The 17,064-nt window shown below is 42.6% G+C and carries 22 protein-coding genes and 1 tRNA gene; 12 read left to right on the plus strand and 11 right to left on the minus strand.

Translation table 11 applies throughout. The features are described 5' to 3' along the window. Positions 1-8: 8 nt before the first annotated feature. Positions 9-377: a Rieske (2Fe-2S) protein gene (locus tag ACM9H2_RS00885; RefSeq protein WP_415487228.1), complete on the minus strand. Its 369-nt coding sequence runs from the start codon at positions 375-377 to the stop codon at positions 9-11. After that, positions 374-1,435, minus strand: a complete 1,062-nt coding sequence (locus ACM9H2_RS00890) for an amidohydrolase family protein (protein ID WP_415487230.1) — start codon at positions 1,433-1,435, stop codon at positions 374-376. Before ACM9H2_RS00890 ends, ACM9H2_RS00885 begins: the two co-directional genes overlap by 4 nt. Positions 1,436-1,572: 137 nt before the next feature. Here ACM9H2_RS00890 and gatD point away from each other — a divergent pair, with 137 nt between their 5' ends. Further along, positions 1,573-2,820: a Glu-tRNA(Gln) amidotransferase subunit GatD gene (gatD, locus tag ACM9H2_RS00895; RefSeq protein WP_415487232.1), complete on the plus strand. Its 1,248-nt coding sequence runs from the start codon at positions 1,573-1,575 to the stop codon at positions 2,818-2,820. A gap of 7 nt (positions 2,821-2,827) precedes the next feature. Here gatD and ACM9H2_RS00900 read toward each other — a convergent pair whose 3' ends face one another. The 3 genes from ACM9H2_RS00900 to ACM9H2_RS00910 are packed head-to-tail and all read right to left on the minus strand — an operon-like array spanning position 2,828 to position 4,673. Beyond that, positions 2,828-3,103, minus strand: coding sequence for a ubiquitin-like small modifier protein 1 (locus tag ACM9H2_RS00900; protein ID WP_415487234.1), 276 nt, complete (start codon positions 3,101-3,103; stop codon positions 2,828-2,830). Positions 3,104-3,118: 15 nt separating this feature from the next. Then, on the minus strand, positions 3,119-3,844 hold the full coding sequence (locus tag ACM9H2_RS00905; protein ID WP_415487236.1) for a nucleoside phosphorylase: 726 nt from the start codon (positions 3,842-3,844) through the stop codon (positions 3,119-3,121). 10 nt (positions 3,845-3,854) lie between these two features. Beyond that, complete coding sequence (locus ACM9H2_RS00910; RefSeq protein ID WP_415487238.1) at positions 3,855-4,673, minus strand: DUF63 family protein; 819 nt, start codon at positions 4,671-4,673, stop codon at positions 3,855-3,857. A gap of 89 nt (positions 4,674-4,762) precedes the next feature. On the opposite strand from ACM9H2_RS00910, the gene ACM9H2_RS00915 reads away from it, so the two are divergent. After that, on the plus strand, positions 4,763-6,013 hold the full coding sequence (locus ACM9H2_RS00915) for a tRNA (N(6)-L-threonylcarbamoyladenosine(37)-C(2))-methylthiotransferase (protein ID WP_415487240.1): 1,251 nt from the start codon (positions 4,763-4,765) through the stop codon (positions 6,011-6,013). A 7-nt stretch (positions 6,014-6,020) separates the two neighbouring features. Here ACM9H2_RS00915 and ACM9H2_RS00920 read toward each other — a convergent pair whose 3' ends face one another. The 4 genes from ACM9H2_RS00920 to ACM9H2_RS00935 all read right to left on the minus strand — a co-directional run bounded on the left by ACM9H2_RS00920 (position 6,021) and on the right by ACM9H2_RS00935 (position 8,831). Continuing rightward, on the minus strand, positions 6,021-6,839 hold the full coding sequence (locus ACM9H2_RS00920) for an SDR family oxidoreductase (protein ID WP_415487242.1): 819 nt from the start codon (positions 6,837-6,839) through the stop codon (positions 6,021-6,023). Between the two features lie 89 nt (positions 6,840-6,928). Continuing rightward, positions 6,929-7,471, minus strand: coding sequence for an HIT family protein (locus tag ACM9H2_RS00925; RefSeq protein ID WP_415487244.1), 543 nt, complete (start codon positions 7,469-7,471; stop codon positions 6,929-6,931). Positions 7,472-7,517: 46 nt separating this feature from the next. Beyond that, positions 7,518-8,408 (minus strand): type II methionyl aminopeptidase, encoded by an 891-nt coding sequence (gene map / locus ACM9H2_RS00930; RefSeq protein WP_415487246.1) that lies wholly within the window; start codon positions 8,406-8,408, stop codon positions 7,518-7,520. Between the two features lie 39 nt (positions 8,409-8,447). Beyond that, positions 8,448-8,831 (minus strand): 30S ribosomal protein S8e, encoded by a 384-nt coding sequence (locus tag ACM9H2_RS00935; protein ID WP_415487248.1) that lies wholly within the window; start codon positions 8,829-8,831, stop codon positions 8,448-8,450. Between the two features lie 167 nt (positions 8,832-8,998). Here ACM9H2_RS00935 and pyrF point away from each other — a divergent pair, with 167 nt between their 5' ends. After that, entirely contained in the window at positions 8,999-9,796 is a 798-nt protein-coding gene (gene pyrF, locus ACM9H2_RS00940) for an orotidine-5'-phosphate decarboxylase (protein ID WP_415487250.1), read from the plus strand. 9 nt (positions 9,797-9,805) lie between these two features. Here the strand turns inward: pyrF and ACM9H2_RS00945 are convergent, their stop codons facing one another. Continuing rightward, positions 9,806-11,008, minus strand: a complete 1,203-nt coding sequence (locus ACM9H2_RS00945) for an alpha-hydroxy-acid oxidizing protein (protein ID WP_415487252.1) — start codon at positions 11,006-11,008, stop codon at positions 9,806-9,808. 55 nt (positions 11,009-11,063) lie between these two features. Between ACM9H2_RS00945 and ACM9H2_RS00950 the strand changes: the two genes are divergently transcribed. Then, a complete protein-coding gene (locus ACM9H2_RS00950) occupies positions 11,064-11,399 on the plus strand; it encodes a hypothetical protein (RefSeq protein ID WP_415487254.1) in 336 nt (111 codons plus the stop codon). Between the two features lie 19 nt (positions 11,400-11,418). On the opposite strand, the gene ACM9H2_RS00955 is transcribed toward ACM9H2_RS00950, so the two are convergent. Further along, a tRNA-Gly gene (locus ACM9H2_RS00955) sits at positions 11,419-11,489 on the minus strand. Positions 11,490-11,723: 234 nt separating this feature from the next. Here ACM9H2_RS00955 and ACM9H2_RS00960 point away from each other — a divergent pair. The 8 genes from ACM9H2_RS00960 to ACM9H2_RS00995 all read left to right on the plus strand — a co-directional run. Next, complete coding sequence (locus ACM9H2_RS00960) at positions 11,724-12,554, plus strand: putative RNA uridine N3 methyltransferase (RefSeq protein ID WP_415487256.1); 831 nt, start codon at positions 11,724-11,726, stop codon at positions 12,552-12,554. Positions 12,555-12,567: 13 nt separating this feature from the next. Next, entirely contained in the window at positions 12,568-13,581 is a 1,014-nt protein-coding gene (locus ACM9H2_RS00965) for a 50S ribosomal protein L3 (protein ID WP_415487258.1), read from the plus strand. A gap of 6 nt (positions 13,582-13,587) precedes the next feature. Then, complete coding sequence (rpl4p, locus tag ACM9H2_RS00970; protein WP_415487260.1) at positions 13,588-14,331, plus strand: 50S ribosomal protein L4; 744 nt, start codon at positions 13,588-13,590, stop codon at positions 14,329-14,331. Further along, positions 14,328-14,579 (plus strand): 50S ribosomal protein L23, encoded by a 252-nt coding sequence (locus ACM9H2_RS00975; protein WP_415487262.1) that lies wholly within the window; start codon positions 14,328-14,330, stop codon positions 14,577-14,579. The genes rpl4p and ACM9H2_RS00975 overlap by 4 nt, the downstream gene beginning before the upstream one ends. A 2-nt stretch (positions 14,580-14,581) precedes the next feature. Next, complete coding sequence (locus ACM9H2_RS00980; protein ID WP_415487264.1) at positions 14,582-15,319, plus strand: 50S ribosomal protein L2; 738 nt, start codon at positions 14,582-14,584, stop codon at positions 15,317-15,319. Then, positions 15,316-15,744, plus strand: a complete 429-nt coding sequence (locus tag ACM9H2_RS00985) for a 30S ribosomal protein S19 (protein WP_415487266.1) — start codon at positions 15,316-15,318, stop codon at positions 15,742-15,744. Before ACM9H2_RS00980 ends, ACM9H2_RS00985 begins: the two co-directional genes overlap by 4 nt. Before the next feature lie 4 nt (positions 15,745-15,748). Continuing rightward, the gene (locus ACM9H2_RS00990) at positions 15,749-16,207 is read left to right on the plus strand and encodes a 50S ribosomal protein L22 (protein ID WP_415487267.1); all 459 of its coding nucleotides are present in this window, start codon (positions 15,749-15,751) and stop codon (positions 16,205-16,207) included. Then, on the plus strand, positions 16,208-17,064 hold an 857-nt coding region (locus ACM9H2_RS00995; protein ID WP_415487269.1), incomplete at its 3' end, for a 30S ribosomal protein S3.

Raw genomic sequence — 17,064 nt, forward strand, 5'->3', positions numbered from 1 at the left:
TCATTCTACTAGCATATTACATATACATTATCATCTTCTACTACCACTTCATATGTTTTCACATAAATTTGTGAATCCCCAATATGCTCTCCCGTTTCAAGCTTAAATTCCCACCCATGCCATGGACATGCTATTGTCGGAACTGAAGATATGATCTCTTCAATTCTATTCCCAGGTCCCCTCCACTCCGCTTTGATTTCTTTCTGTATTTGGCCATTACACACCGGACCACCTCTATGTGGACATGCGTTTTCCACTGCATAGTATTCCCCATCAACATTGAAAACTCCTATTTCTTTTCCACTTTCTGCTGATATAACTTTCCGAGTATCCAATTCCAATTCTTCTCTATGGCACACCTTTATTTTTTCAGTCATATTCCAAATACCTTCTGAGCATTTTTTCCTAGTATGAGTTCTTTTTCCTCCTCTGTTAAAAAAGGTATACTCGTAATCGCACTTGGAGGGTCATAATCCCAATGTGGATAGTCTGAAGAATATAATAATTGACTCGCCCCACCTAATTCCTCTATCGCCTTCTGGAAATATTCTGCACTTTTTGGTTCATCTAGAGGTTGCGTCCCATAGTAAAATTTAGACATATACTCTGATGGTCTCTTTGTTAGTATCGGTGCTTCCGAAGCCCGCTTAAGATATTCTGCATCTAGACGTGCCATCAATGAAGGCACATATAATATCCCCGACTCTTGGAACACAATTTTGAGACCAGGAAATTTTTCTGCCACCCCTTGAATCACTATGCTTACCAATTGGGACATATTACTCCATAAAAATCCAAGTGTATGTGTTTCTATAAATTTTTCATAACCCTTGATATAGAAATAATCCAAACTCGCGCCACCTGCATGAAATACTAGTGGTAATTTTGCATCTTGACAGGCTTCATATATTCCATCATATTTTCTATTTCCAAATGGAGGTTCTGGCCCTCCACAGATCATACAAGCCCCTGCAAATCCCTTTTCATTACCACATCTATCAATTAGCTCGACAGCCCGCTCTGGATCTTGATATGGCAACACTAACAATGCATATATTCCTTCCTTCGGATCCACAACCCGATCTAGCATATAATCTGCATACGCATTGGAGATTAGTTCTGGCCTTTCATCATCCCCACCAAGACGTGCAAAAGCAAGCATTTTTTGTGTAATCACAACTATGGCATCTGCCCCAACAATTTCCATTGCAGTTGGAATATCTTCCGGTACCATCTGCCCCTTGAGATATCCTACTTCATCACGTTGTATCCTCCCATACATGTAGTGATCTGGGTACCCTGATGAAGGAAACATCTTGCCCGGAGAGCGCTTGAATCTCTGTTTAAACGGATTGTTATCTGGAATATACTCTGCTAGCTCTGGTAAAGATTCCAAATAGTGCGCATCACTATCTACAATGTAATGATTAGTCATACCTGCATTAGCGATTGCTCACATAAAAACCGTCCCACTCCTTTATGTTCCACAATAATAACACTAATCAGACATCCTTTTCAAGATTCAGGTATATTACTACCACATAATCTGATGGATTGGAGACTTTATCAAAAATGAATCCCGGAGATCACGTCCGCGTTTCCCAAAATGGTTCTTCGTATGAAGGAATCTTATTACCTTCCACAAACGATCAATATCTAATCCTAAAACTATCTGGAGGTTACAATGTTGGGGTCTCTTCTAAAGGGGCATCTGTAGAAATTATCAGCCCAAACTCTGCCCAATTTTCTCCCCCTGAAAATAAGTCCGATGATGTCTCAAATATCATATTCGATAAGAACCTTCCTACCATCTCTCTAATCACCACAGGAGGAACGATCGCATCCACTATCGACTACCGAACCGGGGCTGTAACTTCTCAGTTCGATGTAACTGATATACTGCGATCTATACCCGATCTATCTGGTCTCGCCAACTATCGTGGAAAAATTGTCGCTAATATTTTGTCAGAGAATATGACACCATCAATTTGGCAGGATCTCGCAAAAGCAATATTTGAAGAAATAGAAGCAGGGGTCGACGGTATCATAGTCATGCATGGTACTGACACAATGCAATACACGGCAGCTGCGATTTCTTTTATGATTTGCACTCCCGTACCCATAATTTTCACAGGAAGCCAACGATCTTCTGACCGGCCATCTAGTGATAACCTAGTCAATGTAATTTGCGCGGTCGAAGCCGCAAAATCTACCTGTGCTGAAGTTTTAATTTGCATGCACTCAAACGACTCCGATAACCATTGCTCTCTCCACCAAGCAACTAGGGCAAGAAAAAATCACACTTCGAAGCGAAGTGCCTTTGCAACAATAGGAAATCTACCTCTCGGGGAAGTCAATTATGATACTCGCAGCGTTACTTACCGGAGGGATCACCATAAACGTGGAGAATTAAAATCTTCTCTAAAACCCGATCTAGATTTCAATGTTGAATTGATCAAATATACTCCCGGAATGGATTCCAAACTACTCGACGCCTGTTCAGAGAAGTCTGGTATAGTAATCGAAGGAACTGGCTTAGGCCACATTCACACAGATTTCATCCCTCACCTCTCTTCCCTTATTAAAAATGGAACTCATGTTGTCATGACAAGCCAGTGCATCGAAGGCCGCGTCTGCTCTCGTGTCTACGACACAGGTAGGGATTTGCTGGACATTGGTGTAATTGAAGGCGGGGATATGCTCCCTGGAACTGCAAAAGTAAAATTAATGTGGGCACTTGCCAATACAGACGACCCATCCAAGTCAATGCAGATTTCTCTAGCAGGAGAAATTACAGAACCCTCTCGACCTTGGGATTAATTATTTATTATCCCCCGCTCATAGGGGGAATAATTGCTAGTTCATCATCATTTCCCAATGCCATTTGTGAAAATTTTTCTCCTCTCATCTCTTCACCATTACACAGCACTTGAACATGATTCAATACTCCCCCTTGCTCATTCATCACCAATTCTCTTAACTTTGGTATTTGATCGAACAGATCCTCCAGCGCATCCTCAATTGTGACCACACTCTCCATTCTTATCTCAATTTCTCTCTCCCCTGCAATCTCTGCAAAATTGGCAAAAAGTTTCCATTTCATGATGATTCACTCTACCTAAAGTAATAAACTCGCATCCAATGCTATCTGGCCCATTTCTTGAATACGATCTCGTATTTTTTTCGGAAATTCCCCTCCCTCTGTTTCACCCTTTTTAGATCCTTCTACTAAATTTCCGTCCACTGTGAGTATGGAACCTGCTTCTATTCCCAATCTCCTGGCAAGAGTCAAAATAACTGAAGTCTCCATCTCAATAGATAGCAATCCCGCATTCTCCCATATTTTCACATACTCCTCCGTCTCTGCATAATATGCATCATTGGTTACTATGGCACCTATATGGAATTTATGATCCTGTTGTTTTGCCACATTCACCAAAGCAGAAACAACCTGATAATCCGAAACTGCTGGGTATACTTCTGATTCATATCTTTTTGTCGTTCCTTCTTCTTTAGCAGCCCCTGTAACTATGATAAATTCCCCCGTTTTAATCTCCCTTTGAAGTGCACCTGTTGTTCCTACTCTGATTATTTTCTTCACCCCAACCTTACAAAGTTCTTCAACGGCTATCGCGGCAGATGGACAACCAATCCCTGTGGAACAAACGGTTAAACCCTTTCCTTTATAATCTATATTGCAAATTTTGTATTCTCGATTCTCAGAAATAACTTCATATTCATCCGCCAATGCTGCAATCATCCCCACTCGATTAGGATCCCCTGGTAATAATGCAATTTCATTCAACTCCCCCTCTCCTACGAGCAAGTGTGGCTGTTTTCCCATATTCTTATTTCTATCCTCCTACTGAATATAATATCAGGTTATGCATTCCCGGACCCATACCAATTGCAATCATCACTATTAACAAAATTCTTGCATACAAAGGCTTTTCTTTTGTATAATCCACAAACAGAAAAACTAGGGCAATCGCCAATACGATCTTAACACATACAAACAACCAACTCACGCCAATAATATTCACAGTGGGGAGTGATGCACCAATGTCTAATATCATTTGGGAAATTGGGGTCTGCTCCCTAAAATTCAATATGTCAATCCCAATTGCCGTAGATATCCCATCTAGAGTCTGTCCCAAGATAACTAGTAAACCAGTGCTTCCCAACACCTTTGGAACCTCTGCACTTTTTCTTTTTATCGCCTCCCACACCAAAATAGAAACAACCAACGCAACCACTAACCCTGCGACCGACCATGCTGGATTGGACCATCCCTCTCTGGATAAAACCACCATCGTAGTGCCAAACCCAATCAATCCACTCACAGTCAGAATTTTTTCTGCAATTTGATCCTTTTTAAAGAGCAAAATCATCGACCAGACACAGCCCAATATGACAAAAGTAGTGATGTATACCGTTGGGTTCCCCAGTAGGAACGAAATAATGCGTCTGCTATCTCCTCCTGCTCCTACTACTTCTACGACTCTCAAACTCGCGCCAAATGCCATCCATGGGATCAAAGATACAATGAGATCCTCATCGATTCTTATCTCATATTTCCAAAGAACCATTGCAATTGTTCCTGCACAAATTAAGATCCCAATCAGATATGGGATCGAGGGAATTCCAAAATCTGAAGGAAGGATATATACCATACCCGTTATTATTTCGGATACCCCAAAGCCATTACGACTATGAGAATACCGTCGTGTTTTTGTCCCCCCTGATAATACATCTAATTACAATGGCCTTGTATCACATCGAAACTTATGGGTGCACCGCCAACCAAGGGGAGAGCAAACTAATTGAACAGCTCCTTCGTGACGCAGGACATCATAAAGTCGAAAACCCCGAATACGCAGATGTAGCAATTCTAAACACTTGCACTGTCATAGAAAAGACCGAACAAACAATGCTGTCTAGAGCAAGGGAATTAGAACCTCTAGTATCCGATCTGATCATTACTGGATGCCTAGCACTTGCACAGCCCGACCTCATCAACGAATCTGGAATAAATGCTCGCGTGTGTGGATGGGACGAAGTGCCTATGGCAGTTGGAAATGGGGAATGCCCCACAACTACACGAGACACGCTCCCCATCATAGATGGTGTCATTGGAATCTTACCCATCGCCCGCGGATGCATGTCTGATTGTTCTTATTGCATTACGAAAAAAGCAACAGGGAAGATAGAATCGCCTTCAATAGAAGAAAATATTTCCAAAGCTCAGAATCTAATAAAAGCAGGGGCAAAAGAAATCCGCGTTACTGGGCAGGACACCGGCGTATATGGATGGGATCTTGGCGAGCGTTTGTTGGATCAATTACTCGACGAAATCTGCGAACTCCCTGGTGATTTTCGTGTCCGATTGGGAATGGCAAATCCAAAAGGAGTCCACGGAATCTGCGAATCCCTTGCCAACGTATTCTCTAAACACGAAAAGCTCTATGATTTTATCCATGCACCTGTACAATCCGGATCTAATACCGTTTTAGGTCACATGCGGCGTCAACATCAGGTAAACGAATTTAAAGACATTGTATCTATTTTCAATCGACACCTAGATCACTGGACTCTAGCAACTGATTTCATCGTTGGATTCCCCACCGAAACAACCGAAGACCACCAACAATCACTAAACCTAATACGAGAAGTTCAGCCCGAACGAATTAATATAACACGATTTTCTAAACGCCCTGGTACTGATGCGGCAAAATTAAAAGGTCTTGGGGGAACTCTTAAAAAACAACGTTCATCTGAGATGACACAACTTAAACTCGAAATAACCTCCCAGGCATACCGATCTATGATTGGAACTCGCCACACTCTTCTTGCAGTTGAGCCCGGAACCAATGGCTCTATGAAGTGTAGGGATGAGGCATATCGCCAGGTAATCATAAAGGATTTTGAAGATTATGGAATTACCCCTGGAACGTTCATACCGTCGCAGATAGTTTCTTCTGAACACGTTTATGCGTTCGCCGAACCCGTGTAGTTCATTTTCATTCTTTATAAATTTGTTTTCCCAACTCGTAAAACATATTCCCCACCAATGATTGTCCACCATCTGCAACTAGTACTTCTCCTGTGACCACCCCTGCCGCAGGAGAACATAGGTATAGCACTTGCTGGGCCATTTGTTCCACACTAGCTATTCCTCCCATAGGGATGCTATTCTCCAATCTATTAACTATCGCTTCATCTCTCAATAAATTATCTCTTACACCCTCTGTCAATACCACTCCTGGACACATGGCATTCACTCTTATGTCGTACTTTGCCCATTCAAGTGCTAGTGTCCTTGTCAAATTGAGAACACCCGCTTTGGCAGCACCAGAATGGCCAACATACGGCGCCGCATTCCACGCATAATTAGCAATTATATTTACAATTGATCCGCCATTTTTCTTTAACAAAGGAAAGCATTTTTTGGAAACTCTAAATGTTCCATCTAGTACTATATCTACAACAGCTCTCCACCCATTTTCACTAAGGTCTTCTATCGGACAAAAAAAGTTCCCCGCGGCATTGTTCACTAATATATCCATATTCCCCCATTCTCCCCCAATAAAATCCACCGCTCCGTCTACGCTCGATTCTTCTCTGACATCCATGACCTTCCACAGTATTGATTCTCCTGTTAGTTCCTTCAATTTTTCCGATGCCAATTCTAATCGTTCAGCATTTCTGGATGCTATAAAAACATCTGCTCCATGTTCTAAAAAAGATCTTGCGAACCCAAGACCCATCCCCGTTGCACCCCCTGTTATAAACACTTTTTTTTCTTCAAATAGTTCCTCTTTAAACACACTATCATTCATGCATATCACCTCTTAATAACAATCTAGCCTCTCCTCAGACATAAAGACCCAGCATGAACCTCACTTGGCTCTTTGCAAAAAATTCCAACCTATTCACTAACCCAAATTGATTTTTCTTCCCCTTTATTTTCGACTCCCTCTTGCTTCGCAAATGCGGCGTGCAGTTTTCGATATGTTTCTAGCATACCTTCTACGACGATTTTAGTATCACTTAAAATCGGCATAAAATTAGTATCCCCCTCCCACCTTGGAACAATATGAGTATGCATATGCTCATTAATCGAACCCCCGCTTCCCTTTCCCAAATTTAAACCTGTATTGAATCCTTGCGGACTAAATGCAGTTTCTAACGCTTTTAATGCTCTCACTTTTAGCCGGGAATGGGAAACTAACATCTCTTCATTCAGTTCTGTTGGAGATCCTACATGTTCCTTGGGAATCACCATCACATGCCCTGGATTATATGGATAATTATTCAAAACAACATACGTATATTCATCTTCAGCAATTACTCCAAATTCCCTATCTTTCCCTTTTTTGTATATTTCGCAAAATACACATCCATCAGAAATTTCTTTCCAATCCTGTCTAGAAACCCACTCCATTCTCCACGGGGTAAAGATTTGGTCCATGAATGGCAGTATATCAGAGAAAGCTTTAGTCTATCTCTCCTCTTTTCTATTCTGTTGTTATCTCGCACCCATTCTTTGTCACAATCACCGTGTGCTCCGCTTGACTCACTAGTTTGTTTTTTTGCTCCCTCAAAACCGGATAACCTCTAATAATTCTTGCCATTTTTAATCTCTGTAAAGCAATTTTCCCTTGTGATTCTTCCACCCATCTCGCAGCAAAAGGAAGCGTCTTATATCTATCTTCAATCAATGCAACGAGTTCTCTTGATCTTCTTCCCCTGACCGAGCGCTTTTGAATTAAAGAAAATATCTCTTCTTTACCACCTTCTGTTACTTTTCCTCCTCCTTCTGTAGCAAAAGGTTCAATCGCCACGACATCTCCAATTTCCAATTCCACTCCCGTTTCAATAGCACAGTTAGGAATGTTTGGTCCTATATGCGCATCGTACTCGCCCACACCATGGCCTGAAAGGTTGATTATCGAATTATATCCCATTCTATCAATTTTTGATTCTATTACTTCTCCTATTTTTCCAACATTCACACCGGGCTCTATCAAATCTAACGCAGCTTTTAGTGCTTCCTCTGCAGCCTCCACAAGTTTTGGATTCCCCGATAGATCCACAGTTTTGGCAGCATCTGCGATCCATCCATCAACATGAACTCCTATATCCAAGCAGATCATTTCCTCCCCGAATTTGGTTTTTTCATCCATACCCGGTGTCGAGTGAGAAGCTTCTTCATTTATACTTATATTTACTGGAAATGCTGGTTCTCCTCCCAATTCCCGAATTCTATTTTCTGCAAACTCTGCCACTTCCAAATGAGTCACACCCACTTCAATTCTCTTCACCGATTCCGAAAGTGTCTCCGCAAGAATTTTCCCCGCAGCGCGATGTTTCTCGTATTTTTCAGATTTAAGATCTACTTCTTCCACAACCCACTTCCTATATATTTTTCATTATTTCCTGCAGACTTATACTTCGTCTTTACCGACTAAAACAGCATTCACCTGCCCGGTCTGTCCGGGTCTAGATGTTACCCTGGCTCTTCCTTCACTGGTATCTATTATTGCACCCTTTGTAATCACATTCCGACGGACGTAATTCAAATTAGCTGCATTCGAAACTACATTCTCTATGGTAGCTGTCATTGATTTTTCCCCATCCGAGACGGTGACCTTGTCAACCGACAATGCCCTAACTTTTTGTGATTTACTCCTCGAATTGAATATTTGTCTCCGCGTCTCTCCAATATTGGTATTTGCCGGCAGCCGACCAAGTTCTGATTTTCTCTTTTTCCGGAAAGAACTCAACCGTCCACCTGTTCGTTTTCTCTTCGAACGGCCTTGAAACTGCATACAACAATCGAATCCCGCGATATATTAAAATGAAGCGGTCGGACTTTTCTGATCAATCAATAAAAATACTTACACAATATCCACCTGATTTTGTTTTACAATCTTCTCCTCTCCCACTCGACATCTGTCCGATATGTTTCTAATGTGTGGCGTACATTGTGTCTTTAATGACTTTCTTTGAACTACTTGCTAATCGGATTAATTCTATAGGTAGTATCTTATGCATAGGCCTCGACCCCGACCCTACCCGCCTCCCTCCTCACCTCCAAGACGAAGATCTGCCACTTTGGAGTTTCAATCGACGTATCATTGATGCGACCCATTCTTACGCAGCTGCATACAAACCAAATGCAGCTTATTATGAACATCCCGATGGGTGGGATTCTTTAGTAGAAACAATAGCATATGCCCATGGAAAAGGAGTCCCTGTTATTTTAGATGCAAAAAGAGCAGACATAGGAAACACGGCACACCAGTATGCAAAATTACTCGATATGGCAGACGCAATAACTGCAAATCCCTATATGGGTATTGACTCTCTAAGCCCATTTTTATCTAGACATAGTGCGGGCGTTTTCATATTGTGCCGAACCTCCAATCCTGGTGGGTCTGATCTACAAAATCTAAAATTATCTTCTGGAATGCATCTCTATGAACACGTTGCTCTACTTGCAAACAGTTGGAATGAACAAGGCAACGTTGGTCTCGTAGTTGGTGCAACCAACCCCGATGAATTACAACGTGTAAGAAACCTCACCCCCGACCTCCCCTTCCTTGTCCCTGGTATCGGAGCCCAGAAGGGAGATACAGAGTCCGCTGCAAAATATTGTTTATGTTCTAGTAACGCAGGATTGGTTAGTGCTTCTAGAAGTATTATTTTTGCAGGAGAAGGGGATAATTTTGACAAATCCGCTGCCGAAGCAGCAAAACGGGCTAGAAATCTACTAAACCAATTTCTAAAGTAACTCCCACATTCATGAATATTGTGCCAATGCGTTTGACCCTCTAACTTCCTTCAAGTTTTTGTAACCTGCCACACCAATAGTGCTCTCCAATTCTGCAAGTAGATTCCCAATTATTTCATAGACTCCCTGCTCTCCAGCAAGTGTAAGTCCATATGCATAGGGACGACCGATTTGCACAGCTGTTGCCCCTAGTGCCAACGATTTGAATACATCCGCTCCGCTCCTAACTCCACTGTCGAATAAAATTGGAATCTCTCCACCCACTACCTCAGAAATTCTTCCTAGTGCACCCGCGGCGCCAATTGCCCCATCAATCCGCCTCCCCCCGTGCGAAGACACTACTATTCCCTCCACTCCTATGTCCAATGCCATTTTTGCATCTTCGGGATGCAATACCCCTTTCAATACAATTGGAATGTCTACAACTTCTCTAAGTTTCTCAATACCATCCCACGTGAGACTATCATTATATTTATATTTAGATTTTATTAATTGAGTTGTTTTTTTATCAGCAGAGTCCCAATTATCAACCTCAATTCCTAATGCATCTGCCACTACCGGATCTGAAAGAAATATGGCCTTAGGGGCATCTTTATCTGTGGACCATTCACTGTTCACACTGTAATTGGTCTCCATGGATCTTGGCTGCCATGCCCCGCGTTGACCGTCTAGCGTGATGAAGATCGCATCATATCCTGCCTTTTCCGCTCTAGATGCAAAACTCGCCGTAACTTCCCATTCATTTATCCAGTATAGTTGAAAAAATTTAGTCATATTTCCCATGACTTCTGCAACCATTTCTAGAGGTGTAGAGGACCAGGTGCTCAATGTTATCGGGACATCCTGTCTACTCGCTGCCCTTGCAGTACCCAACTCTCCATCTTGGTGGTACATCCTTTGGGATCCTATTGGTGCAAGTACTAGTGGAGTTGGTAGTTTCTTCCCAAATAGCTCAATTCCCATATCTATTTTTGAGACATCCCTCAATATTCGAGGAACAATTTGATACCGATCAAGTTCTCTTCTATTAGAAGCCATCGTCTGTTCTGCACCCGCACCCCCCGACGTATATTCATATGGTCCTGGACGAAGCTTCTTTTTTGCCTCCTGTTCCAACTCCTGAAAACCTATTGGAATCGATTTTCCCTCCCCCGAAATTTCTTTCCTTCGTTTTTTATAAAATCCTCCTTTTTCTGAATTAGTATCTTTCATTACTATTTTTTGTATTTACAACATATATATCCCTCCCTCTCAAAAAGTACTATTGATGAAACCCATTCCAATTTCCAATCGATATTTATATTCGATTTTAATTATTTTCACATTGACTTTCATAGTTCTAGCCTCTCAACAATCCGTCCAAAACTTAAGCAGATTTTTGAATATTATAGGATTTATTCTTGCCATTTTTGTCTATCTAGATATGCGATATTTACAAAATCAACACAATGTCACTTTCAATGTAAAAATACTAGGGCATCCCATTCCCGAACCCTTGCTCCAATCTATCTATTGCATATCTATATTTCTGGGAATGGGGGCATATGTTCCAGTCGTTATCGCATATGTCTTCCATAGACGATCCATTTTACAGAATAATTAATAGACTTCCCCCCTCTCCATGCGAAAGCCGGGATTCGAACCCGGGTTGTGACCTTGGCAAGGTCACGTGATCCCACTACACTACTATCGCCAGTAGCAAATGTCAACTTTGTTATACATAAAAAGCTTACGAACGATGATTCTGATTCTCCCCCTTCTCTCTCCCAAAACTCTTAAAACAAATTTCATAGTTTTCTCAAACCCACCTTAAAATAGTATTTCCATGCGACTGCGGCACATGGCGTGTACCAAAGCGCCACCCTTATACGGGCGGAGATCAGAAATTATCGCTACAGTCTAGTGGTATGATAACTAAGACGATGCAATGACTCGAACAGTTCTCATACCTTCTTCGCTCACTCGGGAAACTGAGAATATGCGAATGGCGACTCTGAAACTTGGCTACATAGCCCGTGCGGCTGCCATTTTCAACATAGATCGCCTTTGCATTTTTCCGGACCTCCCTGGTGAAGGCGATTTAGGTATGGAATTTATCAGCACCGTTCTGGGATACGCTGTGACTCCTCCACATCTTCGCAAGGAAATATGGGGGCAGCGCCCAGAATTGGCTTATGCTGGAGTCTTACCACCTCTTAGAATTTTACCACAGGCCGGCTCTGGATCAGAAGATTCAGAGTCGTTAAGACAAGGAATAGTAACCCAGGTCGGACCTGATAATCGCGTTTGGGTAATTTGTGGACTGCAAAACCCAATTTCCCTAACAATCCCCACTAATATGGATATTGTAGAGGGACAACGCGTTTCTGTCAGAATATCCTCCGAAAAACCAGTCCGGGCTCGACTATTAACTGATTCTATACCAGGAATCTTAGTCGAGAACACCGATCTAGAATCTGCATTAGAATGTAATGATGCGGGAATTAGAATCGCTGCATCCCGGTATGGAACTCTACTCGAAAATAAGAACCTCGATGGACTTATTACTCGAGTAAAACGGGAGGGAATGACAGTTGCATTTGGGGCCCCCGGCAGGGGTTTGCCAACGATTCTTGGGTTAGACCCCATAGAAATACTTGAGCCAGATATCCCTGGCCCTAAGTTCGATTGTTGGCTCAATACAATTCCAAACCAAGGCAGTGAAACGGTGCGAACCGAAGAAGCAATGATAGCCTCTCTCGCATTGTTTTCACTCTAACACACAACCAATCATGCCTAGAACGCATAGACCTCGAAAAGGTTCACTCGCATTTGGCCCCCGGAAACGCGCGGCGGATCACGTCCCGCGATTTAATTCATGGCCAGAAGGCGACAATGAGCCGAGACTCCAGGGTTTCGCGGGATATAAAGCCGGAATGACACACATAGTTGCAACAAATGATCAGCAACATTCTCCTCTTTTTGAAATGGAACAAACATTCCCCGTAACCATCGTTGAGACCCCTCCTATGCATGCTATTGCCGTTCGAGCATATGAACAAACCCCGTATGGACTCTATCCTTTAACCGAAGCATGGGTCGGCGATTATCATGAAACATTGAGCAGATCTTTATCTCCTCCTAAAAAATCCAAATTAGATGAAACGGAGAAAACACTAAGAGAATTATCTGATCAGAATAAAATCGAAGACATACGGATGATAACTCACACCCTTCCATCTTCGCTATCTGGAGTCCCGAAGAAAAAACCAGATTTAATGGAAACAAGAATTGGTGGGGGCTCTATTTCTGAACGATTGGATTTTGCAATTAATCTCTTACACGATGGCGGAATCCACAACGTGAGCGATATTTTCTCTGAAGGCGATTACCTTGATGTATCAGGCATCACAAAAGGAAAAGGGACACAAGGACCTGTCAAACGTTGGGGGGTTCAAAAACGGAAAGGGAAACACTACCGCCAAGGGTTCAAACGACGTATCGGAAATCTCGGACCTTGGAATCCCTCTCGCGTACGATCTACTGTACCTCAACAGGGTCAAACCGGTTACCACCAACGCACAGAATATAACAAACGTCTCGTTTCTATCGGAAATGCAGATGAGGCATCTGTATCTGGTGGATTCGTAGGTTATGGAGAAGTTAATGGTCCGCATATACTCGTACATGGTTCTCTACCCGGTCCTCAAAAACGTCTATTGAGATTCCGACCAGCAATACGACCAAATAGGCTTAATTCGCCCATTGAAATTCATCATATTTCCAAAGCATCAAATCAAGGATAATTTACTATGAAAGCTACACTATTCAATCTTAAAGGAACTAAAGAAGGAACGGTAGATCTTCCCTCGACTTTCAATACCCCTTATCGTCCAGATTTAATTCAAAAAGCTGTAGTAGCCTCTCAGGCAAACCGAAAACAACCTTATGGTTCCGATCCATTTGCTGGGAAAAGAACTTCTGCAGTGTCTTTAGGTACTGGACGTGGACTTGCACAGGTTCCTCGATCCAATGGACGAGGAAGAAAATCACCAAACACGAACAGTGGTAGAAGATGTCACCCTCCCAAATCTACCAAAGATTATTCTTTAAAAATAAATGACAAAGAACGACGATTGGCAATTCGAAGCGCCATTGCCGCAACAGCAAACGTAGACCTAGTCCGTTCTAGAGGACACAACTTCGATGATAAAATCGCTTTACCCATTGTGTTAACTGATGATCTTTCTAATTTAACAAAAACAAAAGAAGTCATCGAAGTCTTCAACAATATTGGGATCTCTTCCGATCTCGACCGATCCGCTTCACCAAAAGTCCGTGCAGGACGAGGAAAAACTAGAGGCAGAAAGTACAAACGTTCTAAATCTATCCTGTTAGTTACTTCTGGAAAAGCACTTTCAGCTGCACAGAATGTCCCTGGAGTCGATGCAGTAACCGCTAGCGAAGTTAATACCGAAGATCTAGCACCTGGGACTCATGCTGGGAGATTAACAGTATGGACTGAAAGCGCTATTAAAGAGGTGGAAAACAAATGAATGTTTTACTTTACCCTCTGATAACTGAGAAAACAATGGACTCCATCGATTTCGAAAACAAATTAGTATTCATAGTAGATCTCAGTGCTTCCAAACCTGAAATCAAACAAGCAGTTGAAGATCACTATGGTGTATCTGTCACTAAAGTAAATACTCAAATAACAATGAAAGGAACCAAAAAAGCAACAGTACAATTATCCGCCGAAGACGACGCCCAAGATGTAATATCTAGAGTGGGGGTATTCTAATTATGGGACGTAGAATTCAAGGACAGAGACGTGGAAGGGCTGGGACTTCTGGAAGTTCCACTTTCAAAGCCCCTTCTCATAAATACAAAGCAAATCTTACTCATAAATCTACCCCAACCGATTCTGATACTGTCCAAGGAACTGTAGTTGATATCGAGCACGATCCAGCAAGAAGTGCCCCTGTCGCACTTGTGGAGTTCAACGATGGCGACCGCCGCTACGTCCTCGCCCCCGAAGGAATTGCAGTTGGAGATTCCATCGCAATTGGAATATCTGCAGAAATAAAACCAGGAAATACTTTACCCCTATCAGAAATACCCGAAGGCCTTCCTGTTTGCAACATAGAATCCAGACCTGGTGATGGAGGAAAATTCGTCAGATCTAGTGGTGTAAGTGCCACTTTGATTAGTCATGATGTTCATGCTGCAATGGTCAAATTACCCTCTGGTGAAATCAAACGATTAAATCCTAGATGCCGTGCAACCATTGGCGTCGTAGCAGGAGGTGGAAGAACTGAAAAACCATTTGTTAAAGCTGGTAAAAAATTCCATAAATTACGTGCAAGAGGCACGAAATACCCTCGTGTAAGGGGCGTTGCAATGAATGCATGCGATCACCCTTTCGGAGGAGGTGGAAGGCAGCACCCTGGTCGTCCAAAAAGTGTCGCAAGAGGCGCTCCACCTGGACGAAAAGTTGGTGCAATTGCTTCTAGAAGAACTGGTAGAGGTGGTTCTAGATGAACAATAAGGTAGATTACCTCACTGGCCAAGAAGGAGAATTCACATATCGTGGATACACAACTGAACAGTTACAAGCTCTTAGCATTGATGAGGTAGCAGAATTACTCCCTGCAAGAGCTCGAAGAACTCTTAAACGAGGACTTTCAGTGGAGCATGAAAAGTTACGTGAAAAGGCGAGTAAGAGGGATCCCGTATCCACCGCAAGCCAACCCATAAGAACACATATTCGTGATATGCCCGTTCTACCCGAATTCATCGGATTAACCTTTGCCGTTTACAATGGACAAAGCTTCAAACGCGTGAAAATTGAGGAAGATATGCTAGGATATTACCTTGGGGAATTCCAACTAACTCGAAATAGGGTTAAACATGGACAAGCTGGTGTAGGTGCAACCAGGTCCTCAAAATTCGTACCACTTAAATAAAATCATGGGAATCAACTATTCAGTCCAATCCGACCAAAACACAACCGCTAGGGCGATAATCCGCAACCAACCAATCAGTCCAAAACACGCGCGAGAAATATCCCGGGCAATTAAAGGAAAGACCACGTCTGATGCTGTCTCCTATTTGGAAGACGTAATAGATAAGAAACGATCTATTCCCTTCCGAACTCATAATAGTGGCGTAGGGCATAGAAAGGATATTATCGGATGGGATGCCGGAAGGTATCCTGAAAAGGCTTCTCGAGCATTCTTAAATTTAATAACCAATGCTATGGGGAATGCAGACAATAAAGGACTAGATTCCCCCTCCATGAAAATAATGCATGTAGCCGCGCATAGAGTTGGAGTCCGACGTGGCAGAAAACCCAGGGCGTTCGGCCGTGCCACCCCTTGGAACACAACCCTAGTAGATGTTGAACTAATTTTGGAGGCTGATTCTTAGATGGCAGACGAACATCAATTCATAGAAAAAGGTCTGAAAAACTCTCAAATAAATGAGTACCTAGAGTCTACACTTCAACGTGCGGGTTATGGGGGTATGGAGATAGCTAAGACCCCCATGGGGACTCAAATCGTACTCAAAGCAGAAAAACCCGGAATGGTAATTGGGAAAAGTGGCAAAAAAATACGTGAGATAACTGCAGCTCTCAAAGCCAATTTCGATCTAGATGATCCTCAAATAGATGTACAAGAGATCAACGAACCTGATCTGAACGCACAAATAGTCGCTGATAGACTGGCCAACGCATTGGAACGTGGCTGGTATTTCCGAAAAGCAGGTCACACAACAGTAGATCGAATTATGTCATCAGGGGCACTAGGTGCTGAAATCGTTTTATCCGGAAAAGTTACTGGGGCACGTGGCAGAGTTGAAAAATTCAATCGTGGGTATATCAAACATAATGGTGAACCTGCCGCAGAAATAGTCGATCGGGGCCAATCAGTGGCAATACTCAAACTAGGTACTATTGGAGTAAATGTAAAAATAATCCCTCCTGGTGCACAATTGCCCGACGATTTCAGAATCCTTGACACAATTCCTGGTGAAGAAGAATCAACTGACTCCGAATCTGGTCCAGAAGCCGAGGCAATAGATGATCTATTGGCGCCAACACTCGAATCCACAGAACCTACAGAACCTACACATGATTCTGACCCTGCCCCTGCTATAGAAGAAATAATAGTGGAAAAAGAGGAACAATCTCCTCCTAAAGAAGAAATCAATCTCAAACTAACAGACCTCCCCGGTGTCGGCCCCTCAAAAGCCCAAGCACTTGAAGAAGCAGGATTCGGTACTAT

This window comes from Candidatus Hikarchaeum yamanae (genome assembly GCF_009889665.1).
GTDB lineage: Archaea > Halobacteriota > Halobacteria > Halobacteriales > Hikarchaeaceae > Hikarchaeum > Hikarchaeum yamanae.